At 72.8% G+C, this 17,109-nt stretch carries 16 protein-coding genes and 1 riboswitch; of the genes, 12 read left to right on the forward strand and 4 right to left on the reverse strand.

Annotated elements, in window-relative coordinates:
* Together AB0I32_RS13495 and AB0I32_RS13500 are read left to right on the forward strand one after the other, a co-directional pair.
* Positions 1-1,362, forward strand: coding sequence for a sugar ABC transporter substrate-binding protein (locus AB0I32_RS13495; RefSeq protein ID WP_357506688.1), 1,362 nt, complete (start codon positions 1-3; stop codon positions 1,360-1,362).
* A gap of 130 nt (positions 1,363-1,492) precedes the next feature.
* Positions 1,493-3,733, forward strand: a complete 2,241-nt coding sequence (locus AB0I32_RS13500) for an RICIN domain-containing protein (protein WP_357506690.1) — start codon at positions 1,493-1,495, stop codon at positions 3,731-3,733.
* A gap of 41 nt (positions 3,734-3,774) precedes the next feature.
* Here the strand turns inward: AB0I32_RS13500 and thiE are convergent, their stop codons facing one another.
* Positions 3,775-4,422, reverse strand: coding sequence for a thiamine phosphate synthase (thiE, locus tag AB0I32_RS13505; protein ID WP_357506692.1), 648 nt, complete (start codon positions 4,420-4,422; stop codon positions 3,775-3,777).
* Between the two features lie 90 nt (positions 4,423-4,512).
* Positions 4,513-4,616: riboswitch (TPP riboswitch) on the forward strand.
* 13 nt (positions 4,617-4,629) lie between these two features.
* Between thiE and thiO the strand changes: the two genes are divergently transcribed.
* From thiO to AB0I32_RS13535, 6 genes are all read left to right on the forward strand, one after another.
* Positions 4,630-5,829 (forward strand): glycine oxidase ThiO, encoded by a 1,200-nt coding sequence (thiO, locus tag AB0I32_RS13510; protein WP_357506694.1) that lies wholly within the window; start codon positions 4,630-4,632, stop codon positions 5,827-5,829.
* Complete coding sequence (gene thiS, locus AB0I32_RS13515) at positions 5,826-6,116, forward strand: sulfur carrier protein ThiS (protein WP_357506696.1); 291 nt, start codon at positions 5,826-5,828, stop codon at positions 6,114-6,116. Before thiO ends, thiS begins: the two co-directional genes overlap by 4 nt.
* A gap of 2 nt (positions 6,117-6,118) precedes the next feature.
* Positions 6,119-6,952, forward strand: coding sequence for a thiazole synthase (locus AB0I32_RS13520; protein ID WP_357506698.1), 834 nt, complete (start codon positions 6,119-6,121; stop codon positions 6,950-6,952).
* Complete coding sequence (locus AB0I32_RS13525; protein ID WP_357506700.1) at positions 6,949-8,190, forward strand: ThiF family adenylyltransferase; 1,242 nt, start codon at positions 6,949-6,951, stop codon at positions 8,188-8,190. The genes AB0I32_RS13520 and AB0I32_RS13525 overlap by 4 nt, the downstream gene beginning before the upstream one ends.
* A 38-nt stretch (positions 8,191-8,228) precedes the next feature.
* The gene (locus tag AB0I32_RS13530) at positions 8,229-8,912 is read left to right on the forward strand and encodes a hypothetical protein (RefSeq protein ID WP_357506702.1); all 684 of its coding nucleotides are present in this window, start codon (positions 8,229-8,231) and stop codon (positions 8,910-8,912) included.
* 64 nt (positions 8,913-8,976) lie between these two features.
* Positions 8,977-9,849, forward strand: coding sequence for an HAD family hydrolase (locus tag AB0I32_RS13535; RefSeq protein ID WP_357506704.1), 873 nt, complete (start codon positions 8,977-8,979; stop codon positions 9,847-9,849).
* On the opposite strand, the gene AB0I32_RS13540 is transcribed toward AB0I32_RS13535, so the two are convergent.
* From AB0I32_RS13540 to AB0I32_RS13550, 3 genes are all read right to left on the reverse strand, one after another.
* Positions 9,837-10,574, reverse strand: coding sequence for a lytic transglycosylase domain-containing protein (locus tag AB0I32_RS13540; protein WP_357506706.1), 738 nt, complete (start codon positions 10,572-10,574; stop codon positions 9,837-9,839). The genes AB0I32_RS13535 and AB0I32_RS13540 overlap by 13 nt on opposite strands.
* A 362-nt stretch (positions 10,575-10,936) precedes the next feature.
* Entirely contained in the window at positions 10,937-11,920 is a 984-nt protein-coding gene (locus AB0I32_RS13545) for a helix-turn-helix domain-containing protein (RefSeq protein WP_357506708.1), read from the reverse strand.
* 196 nt (positions 11,921-12,116) lie between these two features.
* Entirely contained in the window at positions 12,117-13,109 is a 993-nt protein-coding gene (locus AB0I32_RS13550; RefSeq protein ID WP_357506710.1) for a LacI family DNA-binding transcriptional regulator, read from the reverse strand.
* A gap of 175 nt (positions 13,110-13,284) precedes the next feature.
* Between AB0I32_RS13550 and AB0I32_RS13555 the strand changes: the two genes are divergently transcribed.
* The 4 genes from AB0I32_RS13555 (at position 13,285) to AB0I32_RS13570 (ending at position 17,108) form a co-directional block, all read left to right on the forward strand.
* On the forward strand, positions 13,285-13,836 hold the full coding sequence (locus tag AB0I32_RS13555) for a TRAP transporter small permease (protein ID WP_357506712.1): 552 nt from the start codon (positions 13,285-13,287) through the stop codon (positions 13,834-13,836).
* Positions 13,836-15,110: a TRAP transporter large permease gene (locus AB0I32_RS13560; protein ID WP_357506714.1), complete on the forward strand. Its 1,275-nt coding sequence runs from the start codon at positions 13,836-13,838 to the stop codon at positions 15,108-15,110. Before AB0I32_RS13555 ends, AB0I32_RS13560 begins: the two co-directional genes overlap by 1 nt.
* Positions 15,111-15,181: 71 nt before the next feature.
* On the forward strand, positions 15,182-16,207 hold the full coding sequence (locus AB0I32_RS13565; protein WP_357506716.1) for a DctP family TRAP transporter solute-binding subunit: 1,026 nt from the start codon (positions 15,182-15,184) through the stop codon (positions 16,205-16,207).
* A 49-nt stretch (positions 16,208-16,256) separates the two neighbouring features.
* Positions 16,257-17,108, forward strand: a complete 852-nt coding sequence (locus AB0I32_RS13570) for a shikimate dehydrogenase (RefSeq protein ID WP_357506718.1) — start codon at positions 16,257-16,259, stop codon at positions 17,106-17,108.
* Position 17,109 lies beyond the last annotated feature (1 nt).

The raw sequence follows: 17,109 nt of genomic DNA on the forward strand, positions 1-17,109 counted from the left end.
ATGACCAGAGCAGGACGCACCACCCGCACCACCCGCACCAAGGCGGCGGCAGCAGTCGCCGCCGCCGCACTGACCGCCGTGACCCTCGCCGGCTGCGGCGCGGCCGACGCCCCGGGCGCCGAGGCGCCCGCCGGCTCGCCCGCCGACCTCGACGCCGCCCTCGAAGAAGGCGGCGAGCTCACCTACTGGACGTGGACCCCGTCGGGCGAGGCCCAGGCCGAGGCCTTCATGAAGGAGTACCCGAACGTCACGGTCGAGGTCGTCAACGCAGGGACCGCCACCGACGAGTACACCAAGCTGCAGAACGCGATCAAGGCCGGCTCCGGCGCTCCCGACGTCGCGCAGATCGAGTACTACGCGCTGCAGCAGTTCGTGCTCTCGGACAGCCTGCTCGACCTGTCGGCCTACGGCCTGGGCGACCTGGAGGACCAGTACACGGCCTCGACCTGGTCGGCCGTGACCGCCGACGACGCGGTCTACGGCCTGCCGCAGGACTCCGGCCCCATGGTGCTGCTGTACAACAAGGAGATCTTCGACGAGCACGACCTCGACGTCCCCACCACGTGGGACGACTACATCGCCGCCGCCGAGAAGCTGCACTCCGCAGACCCGTCGAAGTACATCACCAACGACGCCGGCGACCCGGGCTTCGCGCAGCCGCTGATCTGGCAGGCCGGCGGCCGCCCGTACCAGACCGACGGCACGAACGTGACCGTCGACCTGCAGGACGACGGCACCAAGCTCTGGGCCGACACGTGGAACCAGCTCGTGGAGCCCGGCCTGCTCGCGGACATCCCCACCTGGAGCGACGACTGGTGGAAGGCCCTGGGCGACGGCACCATCTCCACCATCGTCACGGGCGCGTGGATGCCCGGCATCCTGGAGGGCTCCGTGCCCGACGGCGCGGGCAAGTGGCGCGTCGCACCGCTGCCCAGCTACGACGGCTCGCCGATCACCGCCGAGAACGGCGGCAGCGCCCAGTCGGTCATCAAGCAGAGCGACGACCCGGCGCTCGCCGCGGCGTTCACCCGCTGGCTCAACAGCTCCGAGGAGAGCGTCGACGTCTTCCTGGAGCAGGGCGGCTTCCCCTCGACCACTGCCCACCTGAGCTCGCCCGAGTTCCTCGCCGAGGAACCCGAGTACTTCGGCGGCCAGAAGATCAACGAGGTGCTGGTCGAGGCCTCGGAGAACGTCGCGCCGGGCTGGGAGTACCTGCCGTACCAGGTGTACGCCAACAGCGTCTTCCCCGACACCGTCGGCGCGGCCTACACCGACAAGAGCGACCTGAACGCGGGCCTGCAGGCCTGGCAGGAGCAGCTCGTCACCTACGGCAGCTCGCAAGGCTTCAGCGTCAACAAGTGACGCTGAGCGCCGCGGGAGCCCGACGCCGACGTCGGGCCCCCGCGGCCGGAGTAGGCGCGGCGCCGAGGACGGCGTCGCGTACGGAGATCCCGTGCCGCGCACGGGTCGATGACATCCCCAAGGAGGGGGCATGACGTCCAGGTCCAAGCTCGTCCTGACCGCATTTCTCACCGTTCTCGTGACGGTGCTGGTACCGACCGCCATCGCGCAGGCCTACCGCCCGACCGGCGGCATCGTGTACCAGCTCACCGACGCGGACCAGTGCCTCAAGGGGCGCGGCAACTGCGCCGTCTACCCGAAGTCCGCCGAGCTGCCCGGCGGGCGCCTTGTCGCCGCGTTCGAGAAGGCGACGGTCAACCCCACCAGCGGTGCCGCGACCGGCGGGACCCTGCCGATCTACAAGAGCGACGACGACGGCACCACGTGGCAGTCGCTCTCGGTCGTCCGTCCGCCGGCGGAGCTCTCGAGCGACCCCGCCTACGCGAAGTACACGAGCAACTGGGGGAGCCCGTACCTCTACGTCATGCCGCAGACCGTCGGCAACGTCGCAGCGGGCACGCTTCTGGTGGCGAGCCTCGTCACCGGCGAGGACCACTACTACACCGAGCACAAGGCGGCCGACCCCGGGTGGACCCCGACGAACGACGGCGACCGCAAGGACCTCGCGATCGCCCTGTTCTCGTCCGCCGACCAGGGCGTGACGTGGAAGGTCGTCAACATCGTCGCGAAGGGCGGCTGGCAGGGCGGCAGCGCCGGAGCGATCGGCACGAACGTCGCCGCGGCCAACACGTACCGGCAGGTCGACCCCGTCTGGGAGCCGTTCCTCATCGTGCGCGACGGCAAGCTGGTCACCTACTACTCGGACGAGAACGACTACCTCGGCTACGACCCCGCGACCGGCGTCGCGCGGCTGGACCCGGCGAACGACACGGCGACCGACTCGCACGGCCAGATCCTCGCCCACCGCACGTGGGACGGCACGAGCGCGGCGTGGAGCGCCCCGGTCGTGGACGTCGCTGGCACGACGGAGAACGTCGGCGGGAAGTCGGTGATCGGCGGAGGCCGCCCCGGCATGACCACCATCGCGCCGACGTCGGACGGCAAGTGGCTGCTCACCTTCGAGTACTGGGGTGGCGGGACGAACACCCGGTTCAAGACCGCTACCGACCCGCTGCGGTTCTTCGCCGACGGCGACGTCGACGGGACGGGAGTGGACACCCTGCCCGTCAGCAGCGGTTCGCGGCGGCTCGCCACGGGCGGCAGCCCGGTCATGATCCCGCTGCCGGACGGCCGGATCGTCTACAACGCGAGCGGCAGCGGCAACGTCTGGGTCAACCGCACCGGTTCGAGCACCGGCCAGTGGACCGAGTACCAGACCACGGTCGGCGCCGGCTACAGCAGGTCCCTGCAGTACGTCACGCGGACCGGGCGGGTGTCCATCCTCCAGGGCACGTGGGGCGGTCCGGCCAGCAACGCGATCATCCGGTACGGCGAGGTGGACCTCGGCCGCTCGGAAGGCAAGTACTACCAGCTCGTCAACCGGAAGACCGGCCAGGTGGTCGGCACGGGCAACCACAGCAACGACGCGAACATCGGCAACGCCGACGTCCCCGACGTGGTCCTGGAGGCGGCCGGGTCGGCGTCCGACGGCGACACGCAGTTCTGGCACGTCGTCACGAAGCCCAACCGGGCGGTGGCCCTGCTCAACAAGTCCGGCGGCCGGGCAGCGGGCATCTGGACCGGGACGCCGTCGGCCGGTCAGAAGATCGGCCAGTGGGTGGACGACACGGAGTCCGGGATCTGGAGGCTCGTCACCACCAGCGACGGGTACACCCGGCTGCAGGCGGCCGCCAGCACCGGCCTGTACCTGACCGGGGCGACCGCGGGCAGCCAGCTCACGCTCCAGGCCTCGGCCTCGGACGGCTCGCAGGACTGGACGCTGGTCGAGCAGCGGCCCGAACGTCTGGTGAACCGCAACAGCGGCAAGTGCCTCGACGTGAACGCGAGCTCGGTCGCCGACGGCGGCGTCGTCCAGCAGTGGACGTGCACCGGCGGCGCCAACCAGCAGTGGCAGGTCCAGGCGGTCGCCGGCGGCTACGTCCAGATCACGAACGGCGCCAGCGACCGGTGCCTGGACGTGAACGCGAGCTCGACCGCCGACGGCGGGACGGTCCAGCAGTGGACGTGCACGGGCGGTACCAACCAGCAGTGGCGGGTCCAGGCGGTGACCGGTGGGAACGTCCAGCTCGTCAACCGCAACAGCGGCAAGTGCCTCGACATCGCCGCGTTCTCCACGGCGAACGGCGCGAAGGCGCAGCAGTGGACGTGCACCGGCGGGACCAACCAGGCCTGGCAGCGCGTCACGTCGTGACAGGCTGACGGCCTGACGGCCTACGGCCCGTGGGCCGCGCGCTACCGGTCCGCGTTCGTGATCCTGCGACGCAGACCGGCGGCCGCGGCCCGTGGGTCGTCCGCCTGCGTGATGGCACGGACGACGACGACGCGGCGCGCCCCGGCGTCGAGCACCTGATCGAGGCGGGCGTCGTCGACCCCGCCGATGGCGAACCAGGGGGTGGCCGGCTCCTTGGCGGCGACGTCGCGGACCAGGTCGACGCCGACGGCCGGGCGGCCCGGCTTGGTCGGTGTGGCCCAGACGGGCCCCACGCAGAAGTAGTCGACGCGCGGGTCGGCCTCGGCGGCCAGCGCCTGGTCGAGGCTGTGGGTGGAGCGGCCCAGCACGGGGCCGTCGCCCAGCAGGGTCTGCACCGCGCCGGACGACAGGTCGCCCTGGCCCATGTGCACCACCGGCGCACCGGTGAGCCGCGCGATGTCGGCCCGGTCGTTGACCGCCCACAGCGCGCCGTGCTCGGCCGCCACCCGGGCGACGAGGGCGTGCAGCTCCACCTCGCGGGCGGCCTCAAGGGACTTGTCCCGGAGCTGGACGACGTCGACGCCGCCCTCCAGCGCCGCGTGCAGGAACGGTTCCAGGTCGCCGGTGTCCTGACGGGCGTCCGTGCACAGGTACAGGCGGGCGTCGGCGAGCCGGGTGCGGGGGTCCATGGGCGGGAGTCTAGGTCGGCGCCGGAGCCGGTCCCGCGCTGCACCGGCGTCCTGGCGCCTGCCGGACGGGTCTCCGGACAGGGTTATGGTTGTCGCGTGCACGGGAGCCCCGGACGGGGCTGAGAGGGCGCAGGGCGCCGACCGTCGAACCTGATCTGGGTCATGCCAGCGAAGGGAGAACACTTGAGCAGCCGTGCGAGCAGCCACGTGAGCAGTCACGCGTGCGACGTCCTCGTCGTCGGCGGGGGCATCATCGGCCTGACCGCTGCCTGGCGTGCGCTGGAGGCCGGTGCGAGCGTCGTCGTCCTGGATCCTGCGCCCGGTGACGGGGCCACCCATGCCGCCGCGGGCATGCTCGCGCCGGTCATGGAGGCGGGCTTCGGCGAGGAGGCGCAGGCGCGGCTGGGCACGGCCTCGCTCGCCCTCTGGCCGGACCTCGCCGACGCGCTCGAACGCGCGGCAGGGCTGCCGCCGGGCGCCGTCGGCCTGGAGACCGCAGGGACGCTCGCCCTCGCCTACGACGGCGACGACCTGGTCGCGCTGCGCCGGTCCCTCGCCCTGCACCGGGAGCTGGGTCTCGGCTCGGTGGAGATCACGCCCGCCGAGGCGCGGCGGCGCGAGCCCGGCGTCGGGCCCCGGGTGGCGGGCGCCGCGTGGGTCCCGGGCGACCACCAGGTGGACCCGCGTGCGGTGCACGCGGCGCTCGCCGTGACCACCGCGCGCGCGACCCACGTGCCCCGCGCCGCGGTCTCGCTGACGTGGGCGCACGGCACGGTCGTCGGCGCGCTCGACGACGCGGGCACCACCTACTCCGCGGGGACCGTCGTCCTGGCCGCCGGCCACGCGAGCGCGGCCCTGTTCGCTGGTGCGCCCACCCGGCCGGTGCCCGGCACGACCCTGCGCCTGGACGCCGCCGCCGACCGGTCGCCCGCGGTCGTGGTGCGCGGCACCGTGCAGGGGCGACCCGTCTACGCGGTGCCCCGCCGGGTGCGGCCCGACGGGCGGCGCGAGCTGGTCGTCGGAGCGACGTCGGACGAGCGCGACGACGATCAGCTGGCCCGCGCGGGCGACGTCTTCGCCCTGCTGCGCGACGCCCGCGCCCTGCTGCCCGAGCTCGACGACGCGGTCCTCCTGGAGGCCGTCACCCGGTCGCGGCCCGGCAGCCCGGACAACGCGCCGCTCCTGGGCCGGGCGGCCGACGGCCTGTACCTGGCCACAGGGCACTACCGCAACGGCATCCTGCTCACCCCGCTGACGGCGGCCGCCGTCGACGACGCGCTGGGCGTGGCGCCGGGTGGGCCGGGGGAGAGGGCCGCCGTCGAGGCAGCCGCCCGGTACGCGAACCCGCGCCGGTTCGCCGACGCATACAGCACCACACCCACGACCGAACGAGGAGGCACAGCATGACCACAGCACCGTCCACCGCACCGTCCAGCGCGTCCGGCACCGCCGGAGCGCAGGCGACCGGGGCGCCCGGCGCTGCCGTCGTCAACGGCGAGCCGTACCCGCTCGACGGCCCGCTGCCGATCGCCGACCTGGTCGCCCGCCTGCTGCCCGGCCTCGTGGTCGACGGCGCACCGCGCGGCGTCGCGGTCGCGCTGGACGACGCCGTCGTGCCGCGCAGCGCCTGGGGCACCACGAACGTCCGGCCGGGCGACCGCGTCGAGGTAGTCACCGCCGTGCAGGGAGGCTGAACATGCTGAGCAACGACGACACACCGTTCACCATCGCGGGCACGACGCTCGGATCACGCCTGGTCATGGGTACAGGGGGAGCGGCGAGCCTGCTCGCCCTGGAGGACGCGCTCGTGGCCTCGGGCACGGAGCTGACGACCGTCGCGATGCGCCGCGTGTCCCGGCCCCGGCCGTCGGCCGACCCGGCAGCCGCCGGCGACCCGTCCATCTGGGGGCTGCTCGAACGCCTGGGCATCCGCGCCCTGCCCAACACCGCCGGCTGCTTCTCCGTGCGGGAGGCGGTGCTCACCGCGCAGCTCGCCCGCGAGGCGTGCGCGACGAACTGGGTGAAGCTGGAGGTCATCGCCGACGACGTGACGCTCCTGCCCGACGTGATCGGCCTCGTCGAGGCAGCCAAGATCCTGGTCGACGACGGATTCACCGTGCTGCCGTACACCAACGACGACCCGATCACCGCGCGCCGCCTGGAGGACGTCGGCTGTGCGGCGGTCATGCCGCTGGGCTCGCCGATCGGCTCCGGGCTCGGCATCGCCAACCCGCGCAACATCGAGGCGATCGCCGGTGCCGCGTCGGTCCCGGTGATCCTGGACGCGGGGATCGGCACGGCGTCGGACGCGGCACTCGCGATGGAGCTCGGGTGCGACGGCGTCCTGCTCGCGACCGCCGTGACCCGCGCGGCCGACCCGGTGCGGATGGCGCACGCGATGCGGCTCGCGGTCGAGGCGGGCTACGCAGCGGCCGGTGCGGGCCGGTCGCCGCGGCGGGAGCGCGCGCTGGCGTCGTCCCCGGTCGGCGGCCTGGTCGCCGTCGGCGACAACCTGGACCTGGCGCTGTGAGCGCGCTGCCGCCGCTCGTCGAGCCCGGCAGGGAGCTGGACCGTGACGAGCTGGCCCGGTACGCGCGCCACCTGGTGCTGCCCGGGATGGGTACCGAGGGCCAGCGCCGGCTGGCGAGCGCGCGCGTGCTGGTGGTGGGCGCGGGCGGCCTCGGCAGCCCCGCGCTGCTCTACCTCGCCGCGGCGGGTATCGGCACGCTCGGCATCGTGGACGACGACCTCGTCGAGACGTCGAACCTGCAGCGTCAGGTGATCCACGGCGTCTCGGACCTGGGCTCGCCGAAGACCACGTCGGCACGCGCGACGGTCGCGGAGGTCAACCCGCACGTCCGCGTGGTCGAGCACCGGGAAAGGCTGACCGCCACCAACGCGCTCGACGTGCTCTCGGGCTACGACCTGGTGCTCGACGGGACCGACGCCTTCGCCACCCGCTACCTCGTCTCCGACGCCGCGGAGGTGCTGGGCCTCCCGTGCGTCTGGGGCGCGATCTACCGGTTCACGGGTCAGGTCGCCACGTTCTGGGGCGCTCCGCCGGCAGGCGTGGAGGGCGTGACCTACCGGGACGTGTTCCCGGAACCGCCACCGGCCGGCGCCACACCCGACTGCGCGACGGGCGGTGTGCTCGGCGCGATGTGCGGCACCCTGGGCTCGGTCATGGCGACCGAGGCGATCAAGCTCGTCACCGGGCTGGGCGAGACCCTGCTCGGCCGGCTCGCGACGTACGACGCCCTGGCCCTGACCTGGCGGCACCTCACCGTCCGGCGCGATCCGGCCCGGGAACCCGTCACGGCGCTGCTGGCCGGCACCGGCACGGGTACCGGCGACGTCGACCCGTACGCGGTGTTCTGCGGGCTGGTGCTGCCGGACGGGTCGGAGCCCTCGGGCGGTGCGGCGGCCACGGTGCGGACCGCTGTGCGGACCGGTGTGGGGGAGCTGGCGGCGCTGCGCGCGGACGGTCCGGAGCCCGCCGTGCTCGACGTGCGCGAGCCCTGGGAGATCGAGCTCGCCGCCCTGCCCGGCGCGCGGCCGGTCCCCTCGGGAGCCTTCGCCGGGGACCGGGCGGGCGCCGTGGTCGACGACGTCACGGCCTGGGCCGCCGGCCGCCCGGTGCACGTGCTGTGCAAGTCCGGCGCCCGGTCGGACCGCGTGGCCCGGCAGCTGCGCGAGACGGGGCTCGACGCCCGGTCGGTCGAGGGCGGCATGGATGCGTGGCTACGGGAGCAAATCACGAGCCAATAGAGTGCAAATAAGGCGCAAATGGGGCCATAATCATCCGCATGACGGTCGCCGAGGTGAGGCCAGGCTTCTTCGGCTGGCCGACGTTCTGGTTGCTGTACGCCGCCGCCGGCAATCTCGGCGCCATGGCGGCCACGGTCGTGCTCGTGCTGCCGCTCGTCGCACTCGGGGATTCCCCCGCGCAACCCGTGATCGCTGTGGTCGGTACCGTCCTCTGGCTGGCTGCCGTGGTCCTGGCGGTCCGCTGGGCGCATCCGAAGATCGTGCGCTTTATCGACCGGGCGCACTTTCGCCTGACCGAGGACCACCTGTACCTCGGCCGGAGGGACAAGCTGGCCGTCGACCTCCACGACGTCACCGACGCCTGGTTCGGCACCCGCACCTCCGGCGGCTCCGCGACGAGAGCGGCGACCCGGCACGGCTACCGGGTGCTGGTGCTCCGTCTGGAGAACGGGTGGTTCGTGCCGGTCTCCCCGCCGCCGGGGCTGTTCGCCGGCGGCGAGAGCGTCGCGCCGGACGGCATGCCGGTCGAGGCCGTCGTGCGCGGCGGGACCGACCTCATGAGGGCGCTGATCACCAGGCTGGAACCTGTTCTCCGGGAGGGGGACGACATGCCGTGGCGGATGCGCGAGCTCACCGGGCCCGCCGACGTCAACTGGCTGTACGGCCCGGGTGCACCCCAGCTGCCGAAGGGTTCCAGGATGCCGAACTGGACCTTCCTCTGACGGCCGCGGGACGAGTGATCCGGGAAGTGCTGTGACATCCGGGCGGGCAGCGCGTCTGAGAGGTATGACGCCGACGACAGGTACCGTGACGCCGTCCACCACCGACCCGCAGCGGGTAACCATGCCCGTTCCCGGAGGCGGCGCCGCAGCCGCCGCCCTGATCGCGCTCGACATCGACGGCACCCTGTTGTCCGGCGGCATGACCGTCCCCGCCGTGACCGTCGAAGCAGTGGAGGACGTGCGGCGGGCCGGACACCACGTGGTGCTCGCCTCGGGTCGGTCCCTGGTCGGCGTTCTGCCCGTCGCCGACCAGCTGGGTATCGACCCGGGCTGGGTCGTCGCGTCCAACGGGGCGGTGGTCGCGCGGGTCGGTGCTGCCCTGTCCGGCGGGTTCCGGCTCGAGACGGTGCACGCCTTCGACGTCGAGCCGGTGATCCGCCTCGCTCGCGCTGCTCTCTCCGCCGTCCAGGTGGGCGTCGAGGAGATCGGCTGGGGCTACCGGGTCAACCGGTTCTTCGACCCGAGGCTGGTGAACGGGGAGCAGCGCAAGGTCCCCGACCCCGAGCTGTGGGACGCGCCCGCGTCGCGCGTCATCCTCCGGGGCGCGGGCGTCATGGACCTGATCGAGCCGCTGCGCGCGCTGCGTGTCACCGCGACCCCGGCCGGCCCCGACTGGCTGGACGTCACGCCGCGCGACGTGAGCAAGGCGACCGCGCTCGAGCGGATCCGGGAGCGGATCGGCGTGGACCCCGGGTGGACCCTTGCCGTGGGGGACGGGGTCAACGACCTGGAGATGATCGCGTGGGCGGCTCGCGGCGTCGCGATGGGTCACGCGCCCGCGGTCGTCGTCGATGCAGCGGACGAGGTCACCGGGACCCTGGCGGAGCACGGCGTCGTCACGGTCCTCCGCACGCTGACCGCGCGTCACGAGGCCTGAGGCTGCTCCGCGTACGACCCGGCGAGGTCTGCCACGTCGTTGGCGTACGACACCGAGCGGTTGTAGGCCGCCAGCGCGGTGGACCACCCGTCGTCGGTGGTGACGTCGCCGCCGCTCTCGCACAGGTAGCGGGCGGCGGTGAGTGCCGCGTCGTCGATCTGGTGCGGATCGGCCTCCCCGTCGAGGTTGCCGTCCTCCGCATGGTCCGCCCAGGTGGCCGGGATGAACTGCATGGGGCCGACGGCGCGGTCCCACTCCGCGTCCTCGTCGAGCGCGCCGTCGTCCGTGTCGGTGATCGCCATGACGCCCTCGCTGCCGTCCAGCGGGATCCCGATGATCGCAGGGCGCACCGTGCCGTCGTCGTCGGTACGCGCCCCGAGGTAGGTACCGTGCACCGACTCGACCATGCCGATACCCGCGAGCGTGTTCCACCCGATGCCGCACTCCGGCTGCGTCCGTGCCAGCCGCAGGGCCGCGCCGGCATAGGCCGCCAGGGCTCGTGGCGGGATCTCGGTGCGCTCCGCGGCGTCCGCCAGCCAGCCCGCGTGCGCCAGCTCCGCGAGGGGCACCTCGTCGACGTCGCCTCGGCCGGCCGCCTCGGGAAGCTGCTGGGGCGGCGCGGGCGCGTAGGCGAGATCCGGCGGCCACGTCATCCCGCCCGCGCCGCAGCCGGTCAGCAGCAGCAGCGCGGCCGCGAGCGCGGCGGTCCAGGTTCTTGGTCTCACGGTGATGATGCGACTCCGAGGTCTGGGGAACCGGCCGGCAGGCGATGGCCCCTGGCGCTCGCCGTGCTTTCCCCGAGGCTACGGCCAGGCAAGACCGATCGGGCGTATCCCGACAGGACCTCCCACAAACGTGCGCCCTCGCACCAGATGCCGCCCTTCCCGCCGACGAGGGGCCGGCGGGAAGGACGGGCGGCGCTATCGCTGTCTCGCGTGGAGCCGGAGCGCAGGAGGATCAGGGTCGCGCCGGCGCCGGGCCGGTCGTCCGGGCAGACGCAAGGTAGAAAATGTGCCCGTCCGCGGCAACCAAATGCACCCTGCCGCAAAGCCTTGCCACGAGGCCGCACCTCGGCTCCTGTCGCTGGTCAGCGACCGTGGACCAGGTCGTTCCCCATGGTGGTGCGCATGTGCAGCACGCTGGTGCCGCTGCGCCAGGTGGTGATCAGCCCGGCCCGCCGGAGCACCGCGGTGTGCCGGCTGACGCTGGAGGGTGAGGTGGAGGTACGCGCCGCGAGGGCGGTGGTCGACAGCTCGGTGTCCAGCACCCGGAGCACCGCCGCCCGGGTCGGGCCGAGCAGCTCGCTCAGGGCGTCGGCCTGCGGCCGGTCCGCGGGTCCGCGGTCGGGTCGCCAGAACGGCTCGCGGCTGACCGGGTAGACCAGTACGGGCTGCAGCTCGGGGTCGGCAAGGGTGATCGGATGGTTGATGCCGAAGAAGGTCGGGACGAGGGAGAGCCCGCGGCCGCCGAGATGCAGGTCCCGGGTCACGGGGTAGTCGATCTCCAGGACCGGCGCCCGCCAGCGGGTCCTCGGGCCGAGCGTGCTCAGCACCGCGTCGACGCCGTGCGCGAGCGTCCGGTGCGCCAGGCCGGCCACCCAGCGGCCGGTGATCTCCGCCGCCTGGTCGACGTGCGGTGTCATCACCGTCCGGTGGTAGCGCCGCATGGCGACGCCGAGCCGGTGCAGCGCGGCGGGGCGGCCCGCCGCCACGTCGTCGAGCCACGGCCCGGCGCCTCTGCCGCCGTCGAGCCTGCCGACCTCTGCCCGCAGGCGCTGCTTGCTGGTGGACAGCACTGTCTCGATGCCTGCCTCGAACTCGGTGGGCAGGGCCGCGGGCGTCAGGAAGTCGGGGAAGTAGCCGCGCGCGGGGGTCAGCGTCGCGAGCAGCTCCGCGTCGCGCATCGTCCCGGCCTGGACGAGCCTGCGCCGGGCGAGCCTGCTCCACGAGCCGAAGTACGACTCGGGCCGGGCCACCTGGTGGACGCTGAGGACCAGCTCCCACATCGGATCGAGCCGGGTCCCCACACGGGTGCGCACCAGATCGGTGGCAGAGAAGTGAATGCGAAGCACAGGTCCCCCCAGGACTGTTCCGGCTCTCACGGCGGCGCGCTCCCGCGCGAACTGTAGAGAGGCGAGATCCTGAGCGGTAGTACATCGCTGTAGAACGGCGCGCCGGCCGGGTTGCAGGCGAGCGCCGACCTGTCCAGGGCCGCACCGAGGCAGGTGAAGGACGGAAGGCCCGGGATCTTCAGCAGGTGGGTGCCGGTCAGGACACCCGCGGCGCCGGACCTGACGACTCGCGCAGCACCAGCTCGGTAGGCAGCCTGATCTGCTCGGCGTCCTGCACCGAACGCCCGGCGAACTGGTCGATCAGGAGCTCCACGGCCAGCCGGCCGGCCTGCGCGCCCGGCCCGCCGAGCGTCGTCAGCGACGGGTGGACGAAGTCGGCGGCGAAGATGTCGTCGAACCCGACCACGCTCACGTCGTCGGGCACGCGGACGCCGCGCTGGGTGAGCCTGCGGATGACGCCGAACGCCAGCAGGTCGTTGTGCGCGACGATCGCCGTCGCGCCGGTGCGCAGCGCGCCGTCGGCCGCGACGCCGCCGTTCGCGACGTTCGGCGTGTACGGGCCGACCCGGTGCGCGGTCATGCCGTGCTCCTCGGCCCCGGCGCTCAGCGCCGCCCACCGCACGGCGCCCATCCAGGAACCGGGTGGCCCGGCGCAGTAGGTGAGGCTTCGGTGCCCGAGCGAGGCCAGGTGCTCCAGGATCTGCTGGCAGCCCGCGCCGACGGCCAGCGCCACGCTGGTCAGGCCCGTGAGCTCACGGTTGAGCAGGACCACGCGGTGCCTGCCGGCGAGGGCGACGAGGTCGTCGTCGGCGAGCCGGCTCGCCGCGAGGACGAACCCGTCGACGGTGGGGGCCAGGTCGCGGATCTGGCCCTCCTCGACCCGCTGTGACTCCTCGGCGTTGACGATGACGAGCGTGACGTCGGACGCCCTGGCACGCTGCTCCGCGCCGCGGATGAGCTCGAAGAAGTGCGGGTTGGTGATGTCGGACAGGACCATCGCGATCGTGCGGTGCCGCCCGCCCGGCAGTGCGCGGTTCTGCGGGCTGTGCTGGTACCCGAGCTCGGACGCGGCGGCGAGCACCCGCTGCCGGGTCGCCTCGTTGACCCGGCCGGGCTTGTTGAAGGTGCGCGAGACCGTCGACGCGGCCACGCCTGCCGCCTTCGCGACGTCGTAGATCGTGGGCTGCACCTGGGCATCTAGCCATACGCGCGGCAATTTTGGCAACTGCTTGCACAAGTTGTCGGGCGGTTTCTACTGTCGCCGCAGTGACGACGCCACACGCCGACGTGTGGTGGTGACCGCACCACACGCCGCTGTGTGCTGCCGGACGGAAGGGGACCGTCACGATGTACGTGAACCACGCATGAGCCCGGCTGAGAACCCGGCGGGGGAGCACGGCTCGGGAGGGGGCATCGGTCGTCTCGTCCGCCTGCTCACCGCTGTCGAGCTCGGCATCGCGTGCCTCGCCGCGGCCATGATCTTCGGGCTCATCCTGTTCCAGGCGGTGCAGCGCTACCTGCCCGTGCCGCAGATCGTCTGGGCGGGCGAGCTGTCGCAGTTCGCGCTCATCTGGCTGACCTTCGTCGCGGCCGGGGTGCTCGTGACCCGCAACGGCCACATCGCCATCGAGCTGATCGACACCCTGCCCAGCCCCGTCGTGGTGCGGGTGGTGCAGACCCTCGCGATGGCCCTGGTGGCGCTGATCGCCGGCGCGTTCGCCTGGGCGTGCTGGGAGCTGGTGTACTCGGCCGGCTTCCTCACCTCGCCCGCGCTCGGCCTGCCGATGTCCTGGGTGTACGCGATAGCGTTGATCGGCCTGGTGAGCGCGACGATCAGGGCCGCCGTCGGCACGGTGCAGGTCGCCCGGTCCGGCATGCCCGCCACGGGCGACGCGGCGGAAGTCGAGGTGCCGTGATGACCTCGCTCCTGCTCGTCGTGACGATCATGGTGCTGCTGACCCTGCGCGTGCCGGTCGCGTTCGCCTTCCTCGGTCCCGGCCTGGGCTATCTGCTCCTCGAGGGCCAGTCGCTCGGCCTGCCCATGCGGCTGGTCGCCGACGCGACCGGCAACTTCGTGCTGCTGGCGGTTCCGCTGTTCATCCTGCTCGGCGTGGTCGCCAACCATGCGGGCATCGCGGACCGCCTCTTCGACTTCGCTCTCGCGCTGTTCGGCAGGGTGCGCGGCGGGCTCGGCTACGTGAGCGTCGGCGTCAGCCTCGGTTTCTCCTGGATGAGCGGGTCCGCGGTGGCCGATGCCGCGGCTCTGAGCAAGGTCGAGATCCCGCCGATGCTGCGCGCCGGGTACTCCCGGCGGTTCGGCCTCGGCGTCGTGGGGGCGTCCGCGCTCATCGCGCCGGTCATGCCGCCCAGCATCCCGGCGGTGATCTTCGCCGGGATAGCCGCGGTCTCGACGGGCGCGCTGTTCGCCGCGTCGGTGGTGCCGGCGCTGCTCATGGTGCTCGGGCTGTGCGTGGTGGTGTTCCTGCTGGTGCGCCGCCAGCCCAACATCCGGCACATCGGGTTCTCCTGGGCCCGGGTCGCGGAGACCGGCAAGCGCGTGGTGCTGCCCCTCGGGGCGCCGGTGGTCATCCTCGGCGGCATCCTGGGCGGGCTCTTCACGCCGACCGAGGCCGCGGCGGTCGGCGCCGCGTACATGATGGCGCTCGGCTTCGGCTACGGGAAGCTCAAGGTCAGGGACCTGCCGAAGATCTTCGTCGAGACGGCGCTGAGCACGGCGTCGATCATGCTCATCGTCTCGTCGGCCGCGCTGCTCGGGTACGTGCTTGCCCTGGAACGGGTACCCCAGGCGCTGTCACAGCTCGTGCTCGGGATCACCGACGACGGCACGGTCTTCCTGCTGCTCGTCCTGCTCCTGATGCTCGTGCTCGGGACCGTGGGCGACGCGACGCCCATCCTCGTCCTGGTCGTGCCGATCTTGATGCCGATCGCCCTGGCCCTCGGGGTGGACCCCCTCGTGCTGGGCGTCGTGATGATCATCTCGCTGATGATCGGGCTGCTGTCGCCGCCGGTCGGCACGGTGCTCTTCGTCCTCAGCTCGACCCAGCGGGTAGCAGTCGGCGAGGTGTTCTGGGGCGTCCTGCCCTTCATCGTGCCGCTGATCCTGGTCTGCCTGCTGATCATCTTCTTCCCCGGCCTCGCCACCTGGCTGCCGGCCCAGCTCGGCCTGTGACCGCTCCTCTCACCACTGCTCCTCTCACCATCGTCCGACGACGACGTCGGCGTGAACCGAAAGGACCCATCATGAACCTCGTCCACCGCACCACCGCCGCGAGCGCGGCCGTGGCCCTGCCCCTGGTGCTGCTGACCGCGTGCGGCGGCTCCGGTGACGACCCCGGCGACGCCGGTGGCGGCCAGGTCGAGCTGACGCTCGCCCACAGCTACACCGAGGACCAGCCGCAGCACACCTGTGGCGCGCAGGTCATCAAGGAGGAGGCCGAGGCCGCCGACGTCGGCATCACGGTCGAGGTGTATCCCAACAGCCAGCTCGGCGGGGACGCCGACCGGATCGCCTCGGTCCAGTCGGGCGACGTCGACATCGACATCCAGGGTGCCTCGGCCCTGGCCGCCGTCTACGAGCCGGCCGGGGTGGTGGACGCGACCTACGTGTTCGACGACGACGCCCACCTGGTCCGGTTCTTCACCGACGGCTCGGCCGACCAGCTGGCGCAGGACTTCAAGGACGCCTCCGGGGGTGTGTCGATCCTCGGGGCGTGGTCGGCCGGCGCCCGGCAGTTCACCGCGAACGAGCCGATCCGCGAGCCCGAAGACCTCGACGGGCTGCGGATGCGTTTCCCGGGGTCCGCGCAGTACCTGCTCAACGCGCAGGCGCTCGGCGCCCAGGCCACCGAGGTCGCCTACGAGGAGCTGTACCTGGCCCTGCAGCAGGGTGTGGTGGACGGTCAGGAGAACCCGCTGACCAACATCGACGCCAGCAACCTGGTCGAGGTGCAGGACTACGTGAGCATGTCGGACCACGGGCAGAACTCGAACCTGATCGTGGCCGCGCCGACGTTCGACTCGGAGCTGGACGACGACCAGCGGGCCGCGCTCGAGGAGGCAGTGGCGGCCGCCGTCGAGCAGATGCCCGGCTGCGTCGAGGAGGCCGAGCGGGAGATCCTCGAGAAGTGGGAGCAGGAGGGCTCCGTCGAGATCGTCGACGACGTCGACCAGGAGGCGTTCGCGCAGCAGACCGACGAGTGGTTCCGCGCCAACCTCGAGGGCGACTCACTGGCCGTCTACGAGGCCATCCGAGGCTCCGCACAGTGACGCCGGTACCACCAGCGCCGGTACCACGAGCGCAGAGGACGGGCGCGCCATGAGCCGCGGCTACCGGGTCGCCCTGCTCGGCAACGGCATCAAGCCGTCGCTGTCGCCCGCGCTGCACATGGCGGAGGCGCGGCGGCTCGGCCTGGACTACGAGTACCGGACCGTCGACCTCAGCGGACGCCGTGAGGTGGACCTGGGCGCCGAGCTGCAGCGGCTGGAGGACGCAGGCTTCGACGCGGCCAACGTGACCCACCCGTTCAAACAGGCGGTGCTGGACCACGTGGCCGACCTCAGCCCGGTCGTGCGCCGTCTCGGCTCCGCCAACCTGGTGCTGCTCGGGGGTGGCCGGCGCACCGCGCACAACACCGACGTCACCGGCTTCCGCGCCGCCCTGGAGGGCTTTCTCGGTGGCCGCCGGTCCGGCGACCGGTTCGGCGGCACCGTGCTCCAGGTCGGCGCGGGGGGTGCCGGGCTCGCCACCGCGTCGGCGCTGCTCGACCTGGGGTTCGACCCGGTCGTCGTGCACGACGTCGTCCCGGCGGCGGTCGAGGCGATGGTCGACCGCTTCCCGGGTACGCTGCGCGGCAGCGGCGGCTCGCTCGACGCCTGGCTGCCCCGGGCGGACGGCGTCGTCCACGTCACGCCGGTGGGCATGGCGGAGCACCCGGGTGTCGCGTTCGACGTCGACCGGCTCGGTCCCGGCACGTGGGTCGCAGAGGTCGTCTACCGGCCGCTGGAGACCGAGCTGCTCCGGCGCGCCCGGGCCCGCGGCCTGCCGACGCTCGACGGTGGCGGGATGGCCGTCGGTCAGGCGGTGGAGAGCCTGCGCCTGATCACCGGCCTCGAACCCGACGTCGACCGGATGCACGCCCACTTCAACCAGCTCGTGACGGAGGGCTGAC

This window comes from Promicromonospora sp. NPDC050249 (genome assembly GCF_040656015.1).
In the GTDB taxonomy this organism is placed as follows: Bacteria; Actinomycetota; Actinomycetes; order Actinomycetales; family Cellulomonadaceae; genus Promicromonospora.

What these genes read in the sequence shown, in the direction of transcription:
- AB0I32_RS13565 (WP_357506716.1), top strand. Translation starts at nt 15,182, where the DNA reads ATGAACCTCGTCCACCGCACCACCGCCGCGAGCGCGGCCGTGGCCCTG.
- AB0I32_RS13500 (WP_357506690.1), top strand. Translation starts at nt 1,493, where the DNA reads ATGACGTCCAGGTCCAAGCTCGTCCTGACCGCATTTCTCACCGTTCTC.
- thiS (WP_357506696.1), top strand. Translation starts at nt 5,826, where the DNA reads ATGACCACAGCACCGTCCACCGCACCGTCCAGCGCGTCCGGCACCGCC.
- AB0I32_RS13495 (WP_357506688.1), top strand. Translation starts at nt 1, where the DNA reads ATGACCAGAGCAGGACGCACCACCCGCACCACCCGCACCAAGGCGGCG.
- AB0I32_RS13570 (WP_357506718.1), top strand. Translation starts at nt 16,257, where the DNA reads ATGAGCCGCGGCTACCGGGTCGCCCTGCTCGGCAACGGCATCAAGCCG.
- AB0I32_RS13535 (WP_357506704.1), top strand. Translation starts at nt 8,977, where the DNA reads ATGACGCCGACGACAGGTACCGTGACGCCGTCCACCACCGACCCGCAG.
- thiE (WP_357506692.1), bottom strand. Translation starts at nt 4,422, where the DNA reads ATGGACCCCCGCACCCGGCTCGCCGACGCCCGCCTGTACCTGTGCACG.
- AB0I32_RS13520 (WP_357506698.1), top strand. Translation starts at nt 6,119, where the DNA reads ATGCTGAGCAACGACGACACACCGTTCACCATCGCGGGCACGACGCTC.
- AB0I32_RS13555 (WP_357506712.1), top strand. Translation starts at nt 13,285, where the DNA reads ATGAGCCCGGCTGAGAACCCGGCGGGGGAGCACGGCTCGGGAGGGGGC.
- AB0I32_RS13560 (WP_357506714.1), top strand. Translation starts at nt 13,836, where the DNA reads ATGACCTCGCTCCTGCTCGTCGTGACGATCATGGTGCTGCTGACCCTG.
- AB0I32_RS13530 (WP_357506702.1), top strand. Translation starts at nt 8,229, where the DNA reads ATGACGGTCGCCGAGGTGAGGCCAGGCTTCTTCGGCTGGCCGACGTTC.